This window comes from Marinobacter sp. V032 (assembly GCF_052645435.1).
The window spans coordinates 17,666-36,521 of sequence record NZ_JBQXYE010000005.1 but is presented as its reverse complement, the minus strand read 5'-3'; the positions used below and the strand labels follow the sequence as shown (position 1 = coordinate 36,521).

The window sequence follows — 18,856 nt, the reverse complement described above, 5'->3', positions numbered from 1 at the left end:
GTTGCAGCAGGCAGAACATCAGCTGTGTCAGGCTGTGCGGGCAACGGCGACTTCAGTCAGCAAGACCAGTGCGGTTTTATGATCTGATTCCGGAAGTGATTCAACGCACTGTCGCGCTTTAGCCGCTTCCTGGCGGGCGCGCTCAACGGTGTAGTCCAGGGCGCCGGATCGCTCGACGATCGCAAGGATGCTCTCGAGATGATCCAGTCCGCCTTTGCGGATCGCGTTGCGGATAAGCTGTCGGTCGTCTTCTCCGGCGTTTGCCATTGCGAAGATCAGTGGCAGGGTTGGTTTTCCTTCCGCCAGATCATCGCCAACATTCTTGCCCATGGTGTCCGCGTCACCCCGGTAATCGAGTACATCGTCAACCAGCTGGAATGCCAGCCCCAGATGTTTTCCGTATGCCTGAAGCCTGCTGACATCGTCCGGGTTTGCGTCGGCCAGCAGTGCACCGGCGTGAGAGGCTGCCTCGAACAGCATGGCCGTCTTGTTGTGGATGACGGTCATATACTGACTTTCCGGAACATCCGGATTCTTCATGTTCATCAGCTGCAGGACTTCGCCTTCGGCGATAACCGCCGTCGCGTTGGAAAGCACATCCATTACCGGCATCCGGTCGAGCTCGACCATCATCTGAAAGGCGCGGGAATAGAGGAAGTCGCCGACCAGAACGCTGGGCGCGTTGCCCCAACGGGCGTTGGCGGTGGTTTTGCCGCGGCGCAGGTCAGATGTATCCACAACATCGTCGTGCAGCAGGGTAGCGGTATGCAGAAACTCGATTACGGCGGCGAGTTTAAGGTGGTCGTCACCCTGATAGCCGAGCGCACGAGAGGTGAGCAAAACCAGCAATGGCCGCAGTCGTTTGCCTCCGCTGTCAACGATGTACTGGGCGATTTTTTCGACCAGAGGCACGTCGGACGAAAGACGACGGGTAATCAGTTCATTGACGCGGGTGAAGTCGTCCGCGACGGTGTTATAGATGCGCTGCGCTGTCATGCGGCTGATCCGGTGATTTTTGGTAGGACGCGGCAATGCTAGGTATTGCGTGTAGGTGTGTCAACTTAGGCTCATATAACGTTTTTTGGGCGGATCGCAAAGCAGGCTCTCCATCATGTTGTGGTCTGCCCGGTAATGGTGGTATTCACTCACTGGGACAGCTAAAGAATTAACACCCCGCGACCTTGCTAAACCAGTGCTGTTTTCGTACAATTGCGCGCCCTAACTCATCCCAACCTGCGCTCCCTGCTATCTAGGGTTGCCAGAGCGCTTCCCTTAGAACCAGGTGGATTAAAGAGCAGGGATGGGTAGAAAACTGGTCCGCGATTATGCGCGAGGCCTGTTATTAAAGCGGAGATTAGCATGTACGCAGTGATCGTAAGCGGTGGTAAGCAGCACCGTGTAGTGGAAGGCGAAACCCTGAAGCTGGAAAAAATTGAAGTTGAAACTGGCGGTACTGTCGAGTTTGACCGTGTACTGCTGGTTGCGAATGGTGATGACGTTAAAGTTGGTGATCCGGTTGTTGCTGGTGCTGCTGTGACTGCAGAAGTTGTGCGTCACGGTCGTGGTGACAAGATCCAGATCATCAAGTTCCGTCGTCGGAAGCATTCCATGAAGCGTCAGGGCCACCGTCAGTGGTTTACTGAAGTCAAGATCACGGGCATCAAGGGCTGAGGCTCTCGTAACCCTGTAACAGAGGAGGCTAGTCATGGCTCATAAAAAAGCAGCAGGTAGTACCCGTAACGGTCGCGATTCCGAGTCGAAACGACTTGGTGTGAAGCGCTTCGGTGGCGAGACCGTATCAGCGGGCAGCATCATCGTTCGTCAGCGTGGCACCCGTTTCCACGCTGGTAGTAATGTAGGTCTGGGTCGTGACCACACACTGTTTGCCAAGGCAGACGGCGTTGTGTCTTTCGTGACCCGAGGCCCTGAGAACCGCAAGTTTGTGACGATCACCCCGGCCCAGTAAGGGGCGCGTTGCAGACACTGCAGTTCCTGAAAGCCCCGCAGCCTCATCAAGAGCCTGCGGGGCTTTTTCGTATAGCGGTCTATTCTTTTGATTTATTCTTTTTCAATAAGCGGGCACCAGATCCCGGGCAGGCAGAACTATGAAGTTCGTAGATGAAGCTACCATTCGCGTGCAGGCAGGTAACGGTGGCCACGGCTGCCTGAGTTTCCGGCGTGAAAAGTATGTTCCCAGAGGTGGCCCGGACGGCGGTGATGGCGGAGACGGTGGCTCCGTTTTTCTTGAGGCTGACAACTCGCTCAACACGCTGGTCGACTATCGTTTTCAGCGCTCGTACAAGGCACAAACCGGTGAGGGTGGTCGCGGTCGCAACTGCTCTGGCGTTAAAGGTGAGGATCTGGTGCTGCAAGTACCCGTCGGAACCACTGTTCTGGATGTGGATACCAACGAGGTGCTGGGCGATCTTACCCGCGCGGGTGATCGCCTGAAGGTCGCGCAGGGCGGTTTTCATGGGCTTGGTAACACCCGCTTCAAGTCATCAGTCAATCGTGCGCCCCGTCAGACGACCAAAGGGACGCCCGGTGAAATTCGCAATCTCGGATTGGAATTGAAAGTGTTGGCGGATGTAGGGTTGCTGGGTTTGCCCAATGCCGGCAAATCAACATTTATCCGCTCGGTTTCTGCTGCTCGCCCGAAGGTCGCCAATTATCCGTTTACCACGCTGGTTCCGAATCTCGGTGTGGTGAGTGTGCAGGCGCATCAGAGTTTTGTGGTGGCAGATATTCCCGGCTTGATTGAAGGCGCTGCCGAGGGTGCGGGTCTGGGGATTCGCTTCCTGAAGCATCTGGTCCGGACCCGGTTACTGCTGCATCTGGTTGATGTTGCGCCGGTCGATGAGTCCTCGCCTGCTGACAATGTGCGCGCTATCGCCGGTGAGCTGACCAAGTTCAGTGAAACCCTGGCAGGGCGTGAGCGCTGGCTGGTGTTCAACAAGCTGGATATGTTGCCGGAAGACGAGCGTGATGCTGTCTGCCAGGGCATTGTGGATGAGCTGGGCTGGGAAGGCCCTGTTTTCCAGGTCTCTGCGTTGAGCGGTGAGGGTACTAAGGCCCTGTCGCAGGCGGTAATGCGCTGGATCGAGCAACGCGCCGAGGAAGAAGCTGAGAACGCCGAAGTGGCCGAGCGGGAAGCAGCTCTGCGCCGGAAAATGGACGAGGAGTCCAGGGCGCAAATTGAGGCCCTTCGTCAGGCGCGACGTGCTGCCCGACTGGATGACAGTGATCTTGATGACGACGACGATGATTATGATGTCGAGGTAGTCTACGCGCCGGAGTGATGCGGGTTGTTCGCGTTAAGCGATTAACTGTCGGCGGATTTGTGTTCAAGGAGTCAGGTAGTTAGGTGATGATGTCTGAACGTCAACGAATGCAAGGCGCCCGCCGCCTGGTGGTAAAGATTGGCAGCGCGCTGCTGACCAATGATGGCAAAGGGCTTGATGTAACGGCTCTGGCTGGCTGGGTTGACCAGCTGACTGACCTGATCCGGGCTGGCGTCGAAGTGGTGCTGGTCTCTTCGGGCTCCGTGGCAGAGGGGATGAGTCGGCTTGGCTGGTCAGTGCGTCCACAGCATTTGCATGAGCTTCAGGCCGCGGCCGCGGTTGGGCAAATGGGGTTGGTGCAAACCTGGGAGGCGCAGTTCAAGCGGCACGGTATTCATTCCGCGCAGATTTTGCTCACCCACGATGATTTATCCGATCGCAAGCGCTATCTGAATGCGCGCAGTACGCTGAGAACCCTCCTGGATCTGGGTGTCGTGCCTATCGTTAATGAGAACGATACGGTCGTAACCGATGAAATACGGTTTGGTGACAACGATACGCTGGGTGCCTTGGTGGCCAATCTGGTCGAGGCGGACGGTCTGGTGATTCTGACCGATCAGGAAGGATTGTTTGATCGCGATCCCCGCAAATTCTCGGATGCCCGGTTGGTCGATTCGCGGTATGCAAGCGATCCGACTCTGGATGAAATGGCGGGCGGAGGCGCTGGTGCTCTCGGGCGTGGTGGTATGCAGACCAAGGTGCGTGCTGCACGTCTTGCTGCGCGGTCGGGTGCCTTTACTGTCATCGTTGGTGGTCGCATTGAGGATGTGGTGTCGCGGCTTCGGGATGGAGAATCAGTCGGAACGCTTTTGTTGCCCGAGCAAGGTCGAATAGCGGCTCGTAAGCAGTGGCTCGCCAGTCATTTGAAGACCCGCGGGCAGCTGACTCTGGATGAAGGTGCTGTCAAGGTGCTTTGTCGTGGAGGGCGCAGTCTCTTGCCGGTGGGCGTACGGTCTGTTGTCGGGGTTTTTCGACGAGGTGAAATGGTGTCCTGCGTAGATGAAGGCGGGCGCGAGGTGGCGCGTGGGCTGGTAAATTACGACGCAGACGAGGCACGTCAGATAGCCGGCCGATCGAGCGATCGTATTGCGGAAGTGCTGGGTTATGTATCAGATGAAGAAATGATTCATCGTGATAATCTGGTTATTGTCTGATCGCAACTTTTTCGGGTGTTCTTGGATCAGAAACATAAAAAAACCGGCTAGAAGCCGGTTTTTTTATGCAAACATGGGTGCAAAATATCAGGCGCTTTTCAGTGCCTTGATTTTGGTAGCCATGCGGCTCTTCAGGCGAGCAACCTTGTTCTTCTCGTAGATACCTTTGTTGACCATGCTGTCGAGGACAGGCTGAGTCGTCACAAAAGCAGCTTGAGCTTCTTCATAGTTGCCAGCTTCGATCTTGCTGTTAACTTTTTTGATGTAAGTGCGGGTCATTGAGCGCAGGCTAGCGTTGTGCTTGCGGTTTTTCTCGTTTTGACGGGCGCGCTTACGGGCCTGGGGAGAGTTTGCCACCGTATAACTCCTGAAATTTGTTTCTGAAAAATCGCCGGCGCGCAGACAGTCAGCGCCTCGAAATAAATGACGCGGAATCATGCCGCCTAACACCGGTGATGTCAAGTGCGGAAGCTCCATACACTGGCTGCTTCCCGGCACAATTCCCCTGTGTGGTAGACTTCCGCCCGGATTTCATGGCGTGGTTGTAGAATGTTAACCGACGCGGCGCTGTTTCTCGGGGCGCCACCAGTCACTTGGTCTACCCACTTTAGCAAATGTCTGTCACAGGGACGTCTTTGAATGGCCACCGAACACCCTTCGCACGAACCCGGCAAAAAGGTACCTAAAGTCTCGGGTTTATTGCGTTCATCTGGCGTGGTTGGTGTGATGACCATGCTTTCCCGCGTTCTCGGGCTGATCAGGGATATGGTGATTGCACGGTATTTTGGTGCCGGAGCCGGCGCTGACGCCTTTTTCGTGGCATTCAAGATTCCCAACTTTCTGCGCCGGCTGTTTGCCGAAGGTGCGTTTTCACAGGCATTTGTGCCGGTGCTGTCGTCCTACCGGACCACTGAGTCGTTGTCCGATGTTCGCCGTTTGGTGAATGCGGTGGCGGGCACACTGGGACTGGTGTTACTGGGTATCACGCTGATCGCCATTCTCGGCGCTCCTGCCATTACCACGGTGTTTGCTCCGGGCTTTACCGATGATGCCGAAAAGTTTGCGATGGCAACGGATATGCTGCGGATCACCTTTCCCTATCTTTTGCTTATTTCGCTGACGGCCTTCGCTGGTGCAATACTGAACAGTTACGACCGTTTTGCCATACCGGCGTTCACGCCTGTGTTGCTGAATCTGGCGATGATCGCGGCCGCCATTTTCCTTTCCCCGATGATGCAGGAGCCGATTATGGCGCTGGCCTGGGGGGTGTTGATCGCCGGTGCGCTCCAGTTGTTTTTCCAGTTGCCGTTCCTGATGCGGTTGGGGTTGTTGCCCAGGCCCCGGGTCGACTATCAGCATGAGGGCGTGCGTCGGGTGCTGCGGCTGATGATGCCTGCGCTGTTCGGTGTATCGGTCAGCCAGATCAATCTCCTGTTAGACACGGTGCTGGCGTCTTTCCTGCAAACCGGTAGTGTGTCCTGGCTTTATTACTCTGACCGGCTTTCCGAGTTGCCGCTGGGTGTATTCGGTGTGGCGATCGGGACGGTTATATTGCCCAACCTTTCTCGCAAGCATGCGGCGGAGTCGCCTGAGCATTTCGCCAAAACCGTAGACTGGGCGATTCGGGCTATCTTGCTTATAGGTGCGCCGGCAGCGATTGCGCTGGCGTTGCTGGCTGAACCGTTGATTGCAACGCTGTTCCACTACGGGGAAGTTGTGGAGCGAGATGTGATCATGTCGGCTCAAAGCTTGCGAGCCTATTCTGCCGGTCTGTTGGCGTTCATGTTGATCAAGGTGTTGGCGCCCGGTTTTTTTGCCCGCCAGGACACCCGCACGCCGGTGCGCATCGGGATTATCGCGATGGTGGCCAATATGGCGTTTAATCTTGCGCTGATTTTTCCATTGGCTCACGCGGGGCTTGCGCTGGCCACGTCATTGTCAGCCTGGCTGAACGCAATGCTGCTTTGGCGAGGACTAAAGAAGGAAGGCGCCTGGCGTCGTCAGAAGCACTGGCTTCGGTTTTTGTTGCAGTTGGGCGTTGCAAACGGCGCGCTCGTCGCCATTATTATCTGGCTTAAATCGCCAGTTGACGCGTGGTTCACCATGACGGGCCTCCAGCGCACACAGGAGATGACTGTTCTAGTTGCGTCCGGTGTCGCTGTTTACTTTGTGATGTTGGTGGCCTCGGGTATCCGGTTGCGCCATTTTCGTCTGAATTAACCGGGAAAGGCTCGCCTTCGGGCGGTTTGCCCATCCTGTCATGGCAGCACCTTATCGCGCTGCCGCAGATCGTTTATAATCGCTGGTTTTATCGCCAACATCGTCCACACCCCGCAAAGGTATGCTGTTAATGCGGCTCATTCGAGGCCTCTCAAACCTTCGTTTACTTTCTGCACGAGCGGACTCGCCGCTGCGTGATGGATGCGTGGTGACGATCGGTAATTTTGACGGCGTACATCGTGGTCACCAGACGATTATCGATCAGGTGCGCGAGCAGGCGATAGCTCGGGGTTTGCCCAGCGTGGTCATGATTTTTGAACCTCAGCCCCGCGAGTTTTTTCAGGAAGCAGATGCGCCGCCGCGCCTGACCGGTTTCCGGCAGAAATTCGAGGCTTTGCTGGCACAGGGTGTGGATATCGTATTGTGCATCCGGTTTGACGAGCAGTTCCGCCAGTACTCGGGTATGGGGTTTATTGACGATATTCTGGTGAAGGGCTTGCAGGCGCGTCATCTGGTCATTGGCGATGATTTCCGCTTCGGCTGTGATCGGGCCGGTGATTTCGAGTTGTTGAAACAGGTAGGTCCTGATGCGGGATTTACGGTAGAAAAGACCCTGACCGTCACAGTGGGCGCAGAGCGGGTCAGCAGCACGCGGGTGCGGAATTCCTTGGCGGCGGGCAGGCTGGATGATGCCGAAGGGCTGCTGGGGCGCCGGTATGCAATATCGGGTCGAGTGGTATATGGCCGACAGCTGGGGCGGCAACTGGGTGCGCCGACAGCGAATATCAATCTCAAACATCTGGCGCCGCCACGTGGTGTTTTTGTCGTGGCCGTGACGCTGGAAGATGGGCGAACATGTGATGCTGTCGCCAATATCGGTCTCAGACCTACCGTTGACGGTCGCCGGCCGTCACTGGAAGTGCACCTTTTTGACTTTGCTGGCACACTGTACGGCCAGCGGATACGGGTCGAATTTCGCCACCCTTTGCGAGATGAAGTGAAGTTCGATTCAATCGACGCGCTTCAGGCCCAGATTAAACAGGATTTCGCCGATGCGCAGGCATGGCTTGCGGCGCATTGACCTGGCACGACTCGTAATACCGGGCATCGTTGCCAGGCTCTAAACCCTATTTCAAGATTCACTACTGACCGACAGAGCACTATGAGCGATTACAAGCACACCCTGAACCTGCCGGAAACCGGTTTTCCGATGCGCGGCAATCTCGCCAAGCGTGAGCCTGACATGCTCAAGCACTGGCAGGACTCTGACCTCTACGGCAAATTACGCCAGAGTCGTGAGGGGCGTGATCGCTTTATTCTTCACGATGGGCCTCCGTATGCCAACGGCAGCATTCACATCGGTCACGCGGTGAACAAAATCCTCAAGGATATGATCGTCAAATCCCGCAGCTTTATGGGATTTGATGCACCTTATGTGCCTGGTTGGGACTGTCATGGCCTGCCGATTGAGCACAAGGTAGAGCAGGAAATCGGCAAAGCCGGCGTGAAGGTCGATTATAAAACCTTCCGTCAGGCCTGCCGGGATTACGCTGCGAAACAGATCGAGGGTCAGAAGGCTGACTTTATCCGTCTGGGCATCATGGGTTCATGGGACAAGCCTTACCTGACAATGGATCCTCAGGTTGAGGCCGACATCATCCGGGCGCTGGGTCAGATCGTTGAAAATGGCCACCTCGTGCGCGGTTTCAAGCCGGTTTACTGGAGCGTGGTCGGTCAGTCTGCGCTGGCGGAAGCAGAAGTCGAGTATCAGGACAAAACCTCAACCCAGATCGATGTTCGATTTACGGTGGTTGATCAGGGTGCCGCACTGGACCTGTTCGCCAACCCGGGCGGTGAAGGTCCTGTTTCTGTTGTGATCTGGACCACGACGCCCTGGACGATCCCGGCCAATCAGGCGGTATCGATTAACGCCGAGTTCGATTACTCGCTGGTTCAGGCAGATGTTGGAGCCGGCGTCGAGCGGATAATTCTGGCAACGGACCTGGTTGAGCCGACCATGGTGCGCTGGGGCGTGTCTGACTACACGGTGCTGGGAACGTGTCGGGGGCAAGTGCTCGAACACACGCAGCTGCAACACCCGCTTTACGACAAGCAAGTGCCGTTGATCCTGGGTGATCACGTGTCAACCGATGCCGGTACTGGCGCAGTCCATACTGCACCCGATCATGGTATGGAAGATTTCGTGGTAGGGCGTGCCTACGGCATCGGCACGCTGAACATGGTGCAGGCGGATGGCACCTATACCAGTGCGGCGGGCGAGTTTGCCGGCATTCATGTTTACAAGACCGATGATCCGATCTGTGAGGCCTTGACCCGGGAAGGCAAACTGGTTCACAGCGAGAAATTCCAGCACAGCTATCCCCACTGCTGGCGGACCAAGACGCCACTGATCTACCGTGCGACGCCGCAGTGGTTTATCAGCATGGACGTCAAGGGTCTGAAAGCCGACGCACTGGAGGCCATCAAGGGCGTCCGTTGGGTACCGGCATGGGGTCAGAACCGAATCGAGGCGATGCTTGAGCAGTCACCGGACTGGTGTATCTCGCGTCAGCGTACCTGGGGTGTGCCGATCACACTGTTTATTCACAAGGAAACCCAGGAGCTGCATCCCGGCACGTCCAGCCTGATCGAATCTGTGGCCAAGCGGGTGGAGAAAGGCGGCATTGATGCCTGGTTTGACCTGGAACCTGCAGAGTTGCTGGGCAGTGAGGCTGATCAATACGACAAGGTGACCGATACTCTTGACGTCTGGTTTGACTCCGGCGTGACCCACGCCTCTGTGCTGCGCAAGCGCGAAGAGCTGGGACAGTTCCCTGCGGATCTATATCTTGAAGGCTCTGACCAGCATCGGGGCTGGTTCCAGTCATCGCTCAAGACATCAATTGCCATCAATGGCGTTGCGCCTTACAAGCAGGTGCTGACCCACGGTTTCACAGTTGATGGCAAGGGTCGCAAAATGTCCAAATCACTGGGCAATGTGATTGCGCCACAAGAGGTGATGAACGAACTTGGTGCCGATATTCTGCGTCTGTGGGTCGCGGCTACCGATTACAGCGGTGAGATGACGGTATCCAAGGATATCCTGCGTCAGACTGCTGACGGCTATCGCCGTATCCGCAACACTGCGCGGTTCCTGTTGAGCAACCTCAATGGGTTCGATCCGGCGGAGCACCTGGTGGCGCCCGAAGACATGCTGGCGCTGGATCGCTGGATGGTGGATCAGGCGCTGGTCGTGCAAGCGTCATTGAATGAGGATTACGAGAATTACGCGTTCCTCAAGGTTTACCAGAAGCTCTATCACGTCTGTGAAGCGACACTGGGTGGCTTCTATCTCGATATCATCAAGGACCGTCAGTACACCACGCCGGCTGACAGCCTGGCGCGTCGCTCCTGTCAGACCGCGCTCTATCATGTCGCCGAAGCACTGGTGCGTTGGATCGCGCCAATCCTGAGCTTTACCGCTGATGAAATCTGGCAGCATCTACCGGGTGAGCGTGGTGAAAGCGTATTCCTTGAAGATTGGTACACCGGCCTTGAACCCATGGCGGACGATGCGCTGATGGGGCGTGAGTTCTGGAGCAGAATCTACGGCGTTAAGGAAGCAGTAAACAAGTGCCTGGAAGAAGCCCGTAATCGCGGCGATATCAAAGGCTCTCTGAGTGCCGAAGTCACCCTATTCTGCGACAGTGACCTCAAGGCTGATCTGGAATCACTCGGCAACGAATTGCGTTTCGTACTCATTACCTCCGAAGCGCGTGTCGCTTCAATTTCGGCCGCTGGCGATGATGCCGAGACGAGTGCCTATGAAGGCCTGCGGGTGGGTGTCAAAGTGACGGAAAACGCCAAGTGTGATCGTTGCTGGCATCACCGCAGCGATGTGGGGCGCCACGAGGCGCATCCGCTGCTCTGTGGTCGTTGCATCGAGAATATCGACGGTGGCGGAGAGGCGAGGGCGTTCGCTTGATGGCCGCAGAACTGAATCCTGCCGGGCAGAAGCGACGCGGCCAGTTGCGTTGGTTGTGGTTGGCGCTGGGCGTAATTGTTGTCGACCTGGGTACCAAGGCCTGGTTTACCGCTATTCTGACGTATGGTGAGCCGGTGCCGGTGTTGTCGTTCTTCAACTTTACCTTGCTGCACAACACCGGCGCGGCATTCAGCTTTCTGGCAGGCGAAGCGGGCTGGCAGCGCTGGTTCTTCGTTGGGCTTGCAGCCGTGGTCAGCGTAGTGCTGGTGCGTTGGCTGGCTACGCTGAAGGCTAATGAAACCTGGATGGCTGTGGCCATTGCACTGATTCTGGGTGGCGCCATTGGTAATGTCTATGATCGGGTGGTGCATGGGTATGTAGTGGATTTTTTGCACTTTTACTGGAATAGCTACCATTTCCCAGCGTTCAACCTTGCTGATACCGCCATCACGATTGGCGCCATCATGATGGTGGTCGACATGTTCAGGAAACCGTCGGAAACGGCGCAGTCCTGAAAGTATTACGTCCAACAGAGGTCATCGCGACATGAGCGAACAGGCTATAGAACAAGGTACGCGGGTCAGCCTGCACTTTGAATTGAGGCTGACAGACGGCAGCACAATTGACTCGACGTTTGACAAGTCGCCGGCCACTCTGGAAATCGGCGATGGTAACCTGCCCGAAAGTTTTGAGTCGTGCCTGTTCGGCATGAAAGCCGGAGAAAAAAACGAATTTGAAGTGCCGCCCGAAAAGGCCTTTGGCCAGCATAATCCCAGCAACCTGCAGATGTTCAAGCGCTCTGAGTTTGGCGCTGACATGGTGCTCGAACCCGGAGTGATGATCTCCTTTGCCGATGCGCGGCAGGGTGAGTTGCCAGGCGTGGTTGCGTCAGTGTCCGGAGATCAGGTTGAGGTGGATTTTAATCACCCGCTTGCCGGGCGTACACTGATGTTCAAGGTTGAAATTCTGAGCGTTGAACCGGCGCTCGCTGCCCACTGATCGAATACAGGACTTGTCATGCAGATTCGTCTCGCTAATCCCCGCGGCTTTTGTGCCGGTGTAGATCGCGCCATTGAGATCGTCAACCGCGCACTGGACGTATTCGGTGCGCCGATTTATGTCCGTCACGAGGTTGTGCATAACAAGTTTGTGGTGAGCAATCTGCGGGATCGTGGGGCTGTTTTTGTAGATGAGCTGGACGAAGTGCCAGACGACCAACTGGTGATCTTCAGTGCCCACGGCGTGTCGCAGGCAGTGCAGAATGAAGCGGCCCGCCGGGGTCTCAAAGTATTTGATGCCACCTGTCCGCTGGTTACGAAAGTGCATATGGAAGTGATGCGCTATAGCCGGGATGGCCATGAATGTGTGCTTATAGGGCATCAGGGGCACCCTGAAGTTGAAGGCACCATGGGCCAGTATGATCGCTCTACCGGTGGAGAAATCTATCTGGTTGAAGACGAGAGCGACGTCGAAGAACTGGTTGTCAGTGATCCTTCCCGGCTGGCCTATGTTACCCAGACCACGCTGTCCATGGACGACACCGCCCGCGTGATCGATGCGCTGCGGGCCCGCTTTCCACAAATCCAGGGGCCGCGCAAGGATGACATCTGCTACGCCACCCAGAACCGTCAGGATGCCGTCAAGCAGCTGGCCGGTGACTGCGACTTGATGCTGGTGGTGGGCTCACCGAACAGCTCCAATTCCAACCGACTGCGCGAGCTGGCAGAGCGCATGGGCACCCCGGCACACCTTATCGACGAGGCTGCGCAGATCAATGCGCAATGGCTTGAAGGTAAGAGCGCAATAGGCGTCACCGCCGGCGCATCAGCTCCGGAAGTACTGGTGAACGACGTCATCTCGCGCCTTAGAGAGCTGGGCTGCGATGCGCCTGAAGAAATTGCCGGGCGTGAAGAGAATATTGTGTTTTCCATGCCTAAAGAATTGCGCATTGATGTTGTTGAGGTGAGTTGAGAAACTGAAAGTCGTTAGATTTCGATAGCTTATATATCGTGCCGGAGGCTTTAACGTCTCCTGTATCAAGCGTCCCTTCCTTCGCGATGCCGTTTGTCCCCCTAGAACTCCCGCTTATCGTTTTTGTGTAGATTGTTTTATAACTCATGAATATTCTGCTTAAAGGCTATTGCGGAATTAAGTTATGTCGTCTTATAAAAAATATCGTGGATTTACGCTTATTGAACTCCTTGTGGTTCTTGCGTTGCTTGCAGTCATCGCAATGATTGCCCTGCCGTCTACTGGCAGGCTAATAGAAAGCAACCGCATTACATCACTTGGGAACAGTATTATTGGCGTAGTTACGACAGCCAGAACCGAAGCGCTGAGGACAGGGTCCAGTGTTAGTGTGGGTCCCGTAAATGGTAGTTATAGTAACGGCCTGGTTGCGGCTGTTGTCGGCGGGGCTGTATTGCGCCAGTCAGAGGCAGCGTCCGGGAATGTGGCGGTAACGCTCAATCCGTTAAATAATTCCTCATCAAATCCCCCCGTATTCAGGCCGAATGGTTTAACTACCCAATCCAACAGTGCTGGCGCCGGCCGGTTCCATTTTAGGGTTTGTGGCGCTTCGGGAAGCAATGGAATTGATATCTTCGTATCTGCTGGCGGTCAAGTGAGATCGGACAATGTGGTATGCCCATGAGATATAGCGCGATGAATGCACATCCTTTTATTCGTAGCAACGGTGACGCCCAGAGGGGGTTCACCATGATAGAAGTTCTTGTTGCTTTGTTGGTACTCGCAATCGGGCTACTCGGTGTTGCCGGAGTTCAGTTGTTGTCACTTCAGCAGACATCGAACGCTGATCTCAGGAGCCAGGCAACGCTCGTCGCTCAGAACATGGCTGAGCGTGTTAGGGCAAACGGTGGTTCTGCGCTGGATAGTGCAGATCTCACCGCTTTTGAGAATGAAATGAGTCGCCAGTTGGGGGGGGGGAGTTCGTTGTCGGTGAATATAAATAATGATATCGCCACGATACAGGTTCAATGGACCGAAAGAGATCCGTTCGCTGCGAATAACTCCTCAACCCAAACTCTGACGATGAATGCGAGGCTTTAATATGGCGGCCCAACGGATGCTGGACAGTACGCGACAAAAAGGGTTGTCGATCATCGAGATTATGATCGCTTTGCTGCTTGGCTCGATATTGATTGCAGGTTTGGTACAAATTTTTTCGTCAAATAGCCAAACGTTTCGCTCCAATGAGGTGAGCTCTCGCTCTCAAGAGGCCGGTCGAATTGCGTCAGATATTCTTTCCAGAGCACTGCGCAATGCAGGGTATTTCGGTTGCATGCCCATTATCGGGATTAAAAACAACCTGGATGCCAGCAATGCCGGCTTTCAAACATATTTGCACGAATTTGGTATCAATAATGCTGCATCGGAGAACTCGCCAGTCGGGATGGAAGAGTACCCGGGTATAAGAGCGGATGCAGCTGTCAGGCCGGCGACGGCACTGGCGACTACGGACCATTTGATGGTTACCGGTGCCCGTAATTTTGGCACAACAATTACAGTTACCTCCGCTAGCACCAACAGCACGACTTTCAATATATCCGATGATGGTGGGATGCAGGCTGGTGATGTCGCCATGATCAGTGACTGCGCGAACGCAGATATCTTCCAGGTTACCGGAGTTTCTGCGGTTGGCGGTGCCAGTACGGATTTTACGGTTACAGCGGCCCCTCAATCCGGGACAGGATTTGGTAACGATTTTTCGTTGAATAGCCCGCCTTCATGCACTGCAGGAAATCCGTGCTTCAGTGTTGTTTACTCGGCAGGAGCTCATGTGGTGCAGCCGTATAACGAGGTGTTTTTTATAGGCACTGGGACGAGTGGTGAACCGGCATTGTTTCTGAGAGACAGTACAGGTACAGATTTGGAGCTCGTTGAGGGAGTTATCGATATGCAGCTTCGGCTTGGTGAGGGCAATGGAACCTTCGATTCAGGAGTTCAAAATTGGCGTGAGCCGGGGGCGGTTGTCACCTGGAGCAATGTGATTGCTGCACAGGTCAGCATCCTTGTGCGTGCCGGGCAAGCCGATAGCGTGGATGCCCAGCAAACCTATTGTTTTCCGGGGTGGCGGGACTGCACGGATCCGGCCAATTTGGACACTGCGCCAGACCGCCGCTTTTATAGGGTTTACACCTTCACAACTACTTTGCGTAATCGCATTTAATCAGGGGGATTTATGCAAATAGGAATCCGGCAAAGGGGCGCAGCTCTACTGATGTCCCTGGTTATTCTCCTGGTGTTGACGCTACTAGCTGTTTCCGGGATGCAGGGGTCCATCATGCAGGAGCGTATGGCCTCGGCACAACGTGATGGCGTGCTGGCATTAGAAGTTGCAGAGACTGCAATGGGAGAGGTCGAGGCGATTCTCGATGGCATGTCCGATCTTAGTGATTTCGGATCCACCAAGGGGTTTTATCAGACTGGTGACGCACCCATTCCGTCTGACGCGGTGACTTGGACCAAGGATACGAATGGTGACAATGTCAGCGTTGCTGATGCTTCAGCTGTTAACGGTATCGTCCCCCGTTATTTCATTGAATATAAAGGCACTGTAACGCTGGATGCAGAAGGCCAGCTTCCCCGCGATATGGGGCAATACGGCGGCAGTGGACCAACAGAGTTTGATTATGCGCGAATTGTGGTTGAGGCAAGAGGCCCTTCAGGTCAGAGCCGTCGACTAATCGAAGGATTTTATGTATTTCAGCCTGGCGGACTAGGCGGAGGAGCTTGATATGGGGATTTTATTTACCCGACGTGGTTTTGTTTATAGCTGTCTTACTACGCTTTTGTTGCTTCCAGCTGCCGGCTATTCGGCCAGACCGGATTTTGCACAAAAGCCTCTGTTTATCGGTAGTTCCGTGTCGCCGAATCTTATGTTTATGCTGGATGATTCGGGCTCTATGGCGCGTGAATACATGCCAGATGATATAGGTAATCATCACTGGACTCAGACTAATGAGCTTTGGTATTACTCAAATGAAGTGAATAAAGTTTATTACAATCCGGATGTTGATTATTTGCCACCTTATAAGAAGGATGGAACGGGTCGATATCCAAATTCCTCTTTTACTGACGCACCAAGGGACGGTTATAGCAGTAATTCACCTAAAGAAGATTTGACACTAAGTTATCGTACGCCACTGGTTAATTTCACCAATCCCGCGTTTTACACTCAATTTAATTCAACACCTGTTTGCGATTCAAATCCAAAGAATGACGCTTGCTACACTGTGGTTTTTTTAACTTTAGGAAGTGATGAGGAAAAACAGAACTTTGCAAATTGGTATTCATTTTATAATACCCGTATCAAAGCGGCGAGAGCAGGGATTAGTGAGGCTTTTTATGACCTTCCGCCAAACTTCCGTTTGGGCTGGGGGCGCATTAATTACGATGGAGGCAGTACCAATAATATAGATGGTGCAAGTGGAGTGCGTGGGGTCCAAGAGGGCGTCAGGGAGTATACGAGCGCCAGGCGGGAGGATTTTCTGGATTGGCTCTATGATGCACCGGCTAGCGGTGGTACACCTTTGAGGCGAGCTTTGGAAGGGGCGGGAAAGTATTATGAAGGTAGTGCTCGGGCTTGGTCAGACAACCCGGGTACAAATGTCAGTTCGACAAATCCGACGCGCGAATGCAGGCTGTCTTATACAATACTGATGTCTGATGGATACTATGGTGGTAGTAATCCCAGCGGGAATGTTTATAAAGCTGACGATAACTCGGGACCTAATATTAACGGCCCCGATGGAAAGACATATCAATATGTCGCTAAAGATCCGTTTAAAGATAACCGCAATAGTTATACGCTGGCCGACGTGGCAATGTATTACTGGAATCGTGATCTGCAGACTGGCATAGATAATTATGTGCCGACCTCGGATAAAAATCCTGCCTTCTGGCAGCATATGGTTTCGTACACTGTAGGGTTAGGGGTTAGCGGTACTGTTGATCCGGTTTCCGCATTTAATGCAATTGCGAGTGAAAGTGCTATTAATTGGTGGGGCGGTTCAAACAATGAAGATAAAATTAACGACATGCTCCACGCGGCAGTTAATGGTCGGGGGGGGTTCTTTAGTGCCTCGGACTCGAATACTTTTGCGACTGAGTTGAAGAAAACAGTCGATTTGATCGTGGCAGAAGCGGGTTCTTCCACAGCAGTTGAATTTGACGTGTCCTCTTTTCAGCAAGGTGGGCTGATATTTTCTGCACAGTTTGACCCCAACGGTTGGACCGGTGATATAAAGGCAGCAAAGCTGGGTGGAACTGATTCACCTGTTGTGCCGAACTTTGATGATGCCATTGCCGCTGGCGATGGCTGGTCAGCGAAGCAGTTGCTGGATAGCCGGGATTTGACGACGTCTCCGCGGACTATTCTTACTATGGCTAATAACGTAGGCACCACTTTTCAATGGGCCAATCTCTCTACACCTGCAAAGAATGACCTGAAGTATGGCGGCGCAACTAATGCTGTTGCACAGCAACGTCTTGGCTTTATCCGCGGTGATCGATCGCTGGAAGATGGTGTTAATTTCCGCAAGCGCACCAGTCGGCTTGGGTCAATCGTTAATTCCTCGCCGGAGTTTGTGGGCGCGCCTCGAGCGGTTTGGCCGGACGCAGCTCCTTTTGGTACAGATTCAAAGCGGTTTTCTGACTTTGTGACCGCCAAAAAATCCAGGACTCCTGTTGTTTACTCTGGATCCAATGACGGTATGGTTCACGGCTTCAATGCGCTTGATTCCGGTGGAAATGAGGTGTTGGCATACATTCCCGAGTTTGTCTATTCAACGGACCAAAATGCCGGGCTGCATTTCCTTGCTGATCCTGATTACCAACACCGTTTCTATGTTGATTTGGAGATGCGTCAACAAGATATCTTTACTAAAGGTAAGCAAGCTAATGGAGCGCTTACGTTGGATCCTGATTGGCGCACAATCATTGTCGGTGGAGGCCGGGCCGGAGCGAAGGGTATATTTGCGCTGGATGTGACTTCACCTGCCAATTTCTCTGACGCAAATGCGCAATCCATTGCACTCTGGGAGTTTTCTGAGGCTGATGATAGTCGTCTCGGCTATGTAACGCAGGCGCCGATTATTTCCAAGGCCCGTTGGGGAACTACTGATGTGCGTTGGACTGCGTTCTTATCCAACGGCTACAACGCGGATACTGCATCGAGCGGATTCTTCATGCTTGACATTGAAGGCGGCATGGATGGCAGCTGGGACGCCGGGGACGTCAGGTATATCGAATTTGAAACTGGAGGAGATGGTCTCTCGCCGCTTACGGCTTTGGACACCACTGGTGATTATATAACGGACAGAATTTATGCCGGTGATTTGGACGGAAACGTTTGGGTTGCATCGGTGGACGCTGCTGGAGCCTGGGGAGCGACCTATAAAACGGGCTCCACACCTGTGCCACTTTTCTCTGCTGCATCGGGACAAGCAATTACAGCGGCTCCCGTCGTTGCCGCCAACAAAGAGATGCCCCGGGCCGGAAATGAACCTAATTTGCTCGTTTACTTCGGTACCGGGCAGTACTTTGAAACGGCAGATGTAACAGATACGTCGACGCAAAGCGTATACGGCATATGGGATAGAGGAGGCGCCGGTATTGTGTTGGCGAACCTCGTTCAGCGAACTCTCACAGAGGGCACACTTACCGTTGAGGGTGTTACCAATAACGTTCGTTACTCGAATGGTGATGCGATCGATTTCAGCAGTGTTAAGGGCTGGTATGCCAATTTCCCAACCGCCGGCGAACGCGCTGTAGTGAGTCCGCAATTGAGAGGGGATTATGTTTATCTCAATTCGATTATTCCTGATCAAAACCCCTGCACCGGAGGCGGGAGCGGTTGGATAATGGCCTTTGGTCTCGACGGGAAAACACCTACTGACAAAGCTTTTCTGGACTTTTCGACATCGGTTAGTGGCTACCAGACAGACGGGTTGACCAATCAGTCGACTATATTGGGTAATTACCGGTTCACGTCAGGTGGCGGTGGCGGTGGTGGCGCTGGAACAGTCGATATAAAGGAAATTCCGCCGATGAGCGGAGCCGCGCCTGGCGCTGGCCGCCGCGGGTGGCACGAGTTGGTGGAATGAGTCCTGCAATAATAGTTACCTTGACCGGAG

17 protein-coding genes are annotated in these 18,856 nt (G+C 54.2%); 15 read left to right on the top strand and 2 right to left on the bottom strand.

Annotated elements, in window-relative coordinates:
- Window positions 1-27: 27 nt before the first annotated feature.
- A complete protein-coding gene (gene ispB / locus ACUN9X_RS17215; RefSeq protein WP_260038015.1) occupies window positions 28-996 on the bottom strand; it encodes an octaprenyl diphosphate synthase in 969 nt (322 codons plus the stop codon).
- A gap of 363 nt (window positions 997-1,359) precedes the next feature.
- Between ispB and rplU the strand changes: the two genes are divergently transcribed.
- The 4 genes from rplU (at window position 1,360) to proB (ending at window position 4,495) form a co-directional block, all read left to right on the top strand.
- The gene (gene rplU / locus ACUN9X_RS17210; protein WP_260038014.1) at window positions 1,360-1,671 is read left to right on the top strand and encodes a 50S ribosomal protein L21; all 312 of its coding nucleotides are present in this window, start codon (window positions 1,360-1,362) and stop codon (window positions 1,669-1,671) included.
- Between the two features lie 34 nt (window positions 1,672-1,705).
- On the top strand, window positions 1,706-1,966 hold the full coding sequence (rpmA, locus tag ACUN9X_RS17205; protein WP_260038013.1) for a 50S ribosomal protein L27: 261 nt from the start codon (window positions 1,706-1,708) through the stop codon (window positions 1,964-1,966).
- Between the two features lie 139 nt (window positions 1,967-2,105).
- A complete protein-coding gene (gene cgtA / locus ACUN9X_RS17200; RefSeq protein WP_260038012.1) occupies window positions 2,106-3,299 on the top strand; it encodes an Obg family GTPase CgtA in 1,194 nt (397 codons plus the stop codon).
- A gap of 71 nt (window positions 3,300-3,370) precedes the next feature.
- Window positions 3,371-4,495, top strand: coding sequence for a glutamate 5-kinase (gene proB, locus ACUN9X_RS17195; RefSeq protein ID WP_260038236.1), 1,125 nt, complete (start codon window positions 3,371-3,373; stop codon window positions 4,493-4,495).
- 87 nt (window positions 4,496-4,582) lie between these two features.
- Here proB and rpsT read toward each other — a convergent pair whose 3' ends face one another.
- The gene (rpsT, locus tag ACUN9X_RS17190; protein ID WP_260038011.1) at window positions 4,583-4,852 is read right to left on the bottom strand and encodes a 30S ribosomal protein S20; all 270 of its coding nucleotides are present in this window, start codon (window positions 4,850-4,852) and stop codon (window positions 4,583-4,585) included.
- Window positions 4,853-5,134: 282 nt separating this feature from the next.
- Here rpsT and murJ point away from each other — a divergent pair, with 282 nt between their 5' ends.
- From murJ to ACUN9X_RS17135, 11 genes are all read left to right on the top strand, one after another.
- On the top strand, window positions 5,135-6,715 hold the full coding sequence (murJ, locus tag ACUN9X_RS17185; protein ID WP_445473869.1) for a murein biosynthesis integral membrane protein MurJ: 1,581 nt from the start codon (window positions 5,135-5,137) through the stop codon (window positions 6,713-6,715).
- A gap of 130 nt (window positions 6,716-6,845) precedes the next feature.
- Window positions 6,846-7,796 carry a bifunctional riboflavin kinase/FAD synthetase gene (gene ribF, locus ACUN9X_RS17180; RefSeq protein WP_445473868.1) on the top strand — a complete coding sequence of 317 codons (951 nt, stop codon included), beginning with the start codon at window positions 6,846-6,848 and terminating at the stop codon, window positions 7,794-7,796.
- A gap of 81 nt (window positions 7,797-7,877) precedes the next feature.
- Window positions 7,878-10,700, top strand: coding sequence for an isoleucine--tRNA ligase (ileS, locus tag ACUN9X_RS17175; protein WP_445473867.1), 2,823 nt, complete (start codon window positions 7,878-7,880; stop codon window positions 10,698-10,700).
- A complete protein-coding gene (gene lspA / locus ACUN9X_RS17170) occupies window positions 10,700-11,215 on the top strand; it encodes a signal peptidase II (RefSeq protein WP_260038007.1) in 516 nt (171 codons plus the stop codon). Before ileS ends, lspA begins: the two co-directional genes overlap by 1 nt.
- 31 nt (window positions 11,216-11,246) lie before the next feature.
- The gene (gene fkpB, locus ACUN9X_RS17165; RefSeq protein WP_260038006.1) at window positions 11,247-11,699 is read left to right on the top strand and encodes an FKBP-type peptidyl-prolyl cis-trans isomerase; all 453 of its coding nucleotides are present in this window, start codon (window positions 11,247-11,249) and stop codon (window positions 11,697-11,699) included.
- An 18-nt stretch (window positions 11,700-11,717) separates the two neighbouring features.
- A complete protein-coding gene (ispH, locus tag ACUN9X_RS17160; RefSeq protein WP_260038005.1) occupies window positions 11,718-12,671 on the top strand; it encodes a 4-hydroxy-3-methylbut-2-enyl diphosphate reductase in 954 nt (317 codons plus the stop codon).
- A 184-nt stretch (window positions 12,672-12,855) separates the two neighbouring features.
- Window positions 12,856-13,353 (top strand): GspH/FimT family pseudopilin, encoded by a 498-nt coding sequence (locus tag ACUN9X_RS17155; protein ID WP_445473866.1) that lies wholly within the window; start codon window positions 12,856-12,858, stop codon window positions 13,351-13,353.
- Window positions 13,344-13,769 carry a type IV pilus modification protein PilV gene (pilV, locus tag ACUN9X_RS17150; RefSeq protein ID WP_347710204.1) on the top strand — a complete coding sequence of 142 codons (426 nt, stop codon included), beginning with the start codon at window positions 13,344-13,346 and terminating at the stop codon, window positions 13,767-13,769. Before ACUN9X_RS17155 ends, pilV begins: the two co-directional genes overlap by 10 nt.
- Before the next feature lies 1 nt (window position 13,770).
- On the top strand, window positions 13,771-14,889 hold the full coding sequence (locus tag ACUN9X_RS17145; RefSeq protein WP_445473865.1) for a PilW family protein: 1,119 nt from the start codon (window positions 13,771-13,773) through the stop codon (window positions 14,887-14,889).
- A gap of 12 nt (window positions 14,890-14,901) precedes the next feature.
- Window positions 14,902-15,456 carry a pilus assembly PilX family protein gene (locus tag ACUN9X_RS17140; RefSeq protein WP_445473864.1) on the top strand — a complete coding sequence of 185 codons (555 nt, stop codon included), beginning with the start codon at window positions 14,902-14,904 and terminating at the stop codon, window positions 15,454-15,456.
- Between the two features lies 1 nt (window position 15,457).
- Window positions 15,458-18,826 carry a pilus assembly protein gene (locus tag ACUN9X_RS17135; RefSeq protein ID WP_260038000.1) on the top strand — a complete coding sequence of 1,123 codons (3,369 nt, stop codon included), beginning with the start codon at window positions 15,458-15,460 and terminating at the stop codon, window positions 18,824-18,826.
- Window positions 18,827-18,856: the final 30 nt, after the last annotated feature.

Bases quoted from the DNA above. Each gene is read 5' to 3' on its own strand.
- ispB (WP_260038015.1), bottom strand. From the start codon at position 996: ATGACAGCGCAGCGCATCTATAACACCGTCGCGGACGACTTCACCCGC.
- rpmA (WP_260038013.1), top strand. From the start codon at position 1,706: ATGGCTCATAAAAAAGCAGCAGGTAGTACCCGTAACGGTCGCGATTCC.
- ACUN9X_RS17155 (WP_445473866.1), top strand. From the start codon at position 12,856: ATGTCGTCTTATAAAAAATATCGTGGATTTACGCTTATTGAACTCCTT.
- pilV (WP_347710204.1), top strand. From the start codon at position 13,344: ATGCCCATGAGATATAGCGCGATGAATGCACATCCTTTTATTCGTAGC.
- ileS (WP_445473867.1), top strand. From the start codon at position 7,878: ATGAGCGATTACAAGCACACCCTGAACCTGCCGGAAACCGGTTTTCCG.
- cgtA (WP_260038012.1), top strand. From the start codon at position 2,106: ATGAAGTTCGTAGATGAAGCTACCATTCGCGTGCAGGCAGGTAACGGT.
- ACUN9X_RS17145 (WP_445473865.1), top strand. From the start codon at position 13,771: ATGGCGGCCCAACGGATGCTGGACAGTACGCGACAAAAAGGGTTGTCG.
- murJ (WP_445473869.1), top strand. From the start codon at position 5,135: ATGGCCACCGAACACCCTTCGCACGAACCCGGCAAAAAGGTACCTAAA.
- ACUN9X_RS17140 (WP_445473864.1), top strand. From the start codon at position 14,902: ATGCAAATAGGAATCCGGCAAAGGGGCGCAGCTCTACTGATGTCCCTG.
- lspA (WP_260038007.1), top strand. From the start codon at position 10,700: ATGGCCGCAGAACTGAATCCTGCCGGGCAGAAGCGACGCGGCCAGTTG.
- rplU (WP_260038014.1), top strand. From the start codon at position 1,360: ATGTACGCAGTGATCGTAAGCGGTGGTAAGCAGCACCGTGTAGTGGAA.
- ribF (WP_445473868.1), top strand. From the start codon at position 6,846: ATGCGGCTCATTCGAGGCCTCTCAAACCTTCGTTTACTTTCTGCACGA.
- fkpB (WP_260038006.1), top strand. From the start codon at position 11,247: ATGAGCGAACAGGCTATAGAACAAGGTACGCGGGTCAGCCTGCACTTT.
- ispH (WP_260038005.1), top strand. From the start codon at position 11,718: ATGCAGATTCGTCTCGCTAATCCCCGCGGCTTTTGTGCCGGTGTAGAT.
- proB (WP_260038236.1), top strand. From the start codon at position 3,371: ATGTCTGAACGTCAACGAATGCAAGGCGCCCGCCGCCTGGTGGTAAAG.
- ACUN9X_RS17135 (WP_260038000.1), top strand. From the start codon at position 15,458: ATGGGGATTTTATTTACCCGACGTGGTTTTGTTTATAGCTGTCTTACT.